Origin of the sequence: Allokutzneria sp. NRRL B-24872, assembly GCF_002155965.1 — a bacterium.
In the GTDB taxonomy this organism is placed as follows: domain Bacteria; phylum Actinomycetota; class Actinomycetes; order Mycobacteriales; family Pseudonocardiaceae; genus Allokutzneria.
In genome coordinates this window covers 1-881 of the sequence record NZ_MUMH01000412.1, presented here as the reverse complement: position 1 = coordinate 881, position 881 = coordinate 1, and the positions used below count along the sequence as shown (strand labels likewise).

Genomic DNA, 881 nt, shown 5'->3' with positions numbered 1-881 from the left:
TGCTGTGCTGCGGACACGGGGCACCGGTGACCTCGGACACGGCGGCCCAGCTCACGGGTGCGGCCCGGCAGTGAGGGGTCGGCCCACCGGGACGGCCGCCTCCAGGTTGAGGACCGTGCCGCGTTCGCGGGCGCGCAGGGCCCAGCGGAGGCGGCGGTAGCGGACGGGGGGCAGCAGCTCCGCGGCCTCCTCCTCGGTGACGAACCGCCAGCCGCGGAGCTGCTGCCCCCCGTCCGCTGTCCTCAACCTGGAGGCGGGCGTCCCGGTGGGCCGACCCCTCACTGCCGGGCCGCAGCCGTGAGCTGGGCCGCCGTGTCCGAGGTCACCGGTGCCCCGTGTCCGCAGCACAGCACCGAGGGGGCGAGCCTCGCGAGCGCCCGCATCGAGTCCAGGGCGAGCGCGCGGTCGACGTGGAACACGCCGAACGTCACGCCCTGCACCGACGCCACCGTGTCCCCGGCGAACAGCACGCCGTGGCGCGGCAGGTGGACGGCGATCGAGCCGGGGGTGTGGCCCGGGGCGTGCACCACCACGGCGCCGTCGCCGAAGCCCAGCTCCTCGCCGTCCTCGACCTCCCGGTCGACCCGGGTCGGCGGCGCCTCGGGCGTGCTCAGACCGTGCTCGAAGAGGGGGCGCTCCCAGTCCAGGAGGTCGGGCTCCGGGACCGGGGCCTCGCCCCGGATCACCGGAGCGTCGAGCCGGTGCGCGAGGATCTCGGCGCCGTGCCGGTCCGCCAGCTCCTGGGCCGAGCCCACGTGGTCCCGGTGACAGTGGGTCAGCACGATCCGGCGCAGCGGGTCCGGGTCGAGGCCGGCGGACGGTATGGCGGCGTCGATGCCGTCCGCCGTGCCGGCCCAGCCGGCGTCGACCAGGGTCAGCTC

The 881-nt window shown here is 76.7% G+C and carries 2 protein-coding genes; both read right to left on the bottom strand.

Annotated features, from left to right (window positions below; translation table 11 throughout):
- Positions 1 to 51: 51 nt before the first annotated feature.
- Positions 52 to 246, bottom strand: a complete 195-nt coding sequence (locus tag CCN37_RS38385) for a hypothetical protein (RefSeq protein ID WP_143262081.1) — start codon at positions 244 to 246, stop codon at positions 52 to 54.
- A gap of 32 nt (positions 247 to 278) precedes the next feature.
- A partial coding sequence (locus CCN37_RS38380) for an MBL fold metallo-hydrolase (protein WP_143262080.1) occupies positions 279 to 881 on the bottom strand: 603 nt, incomplete at its 5' end.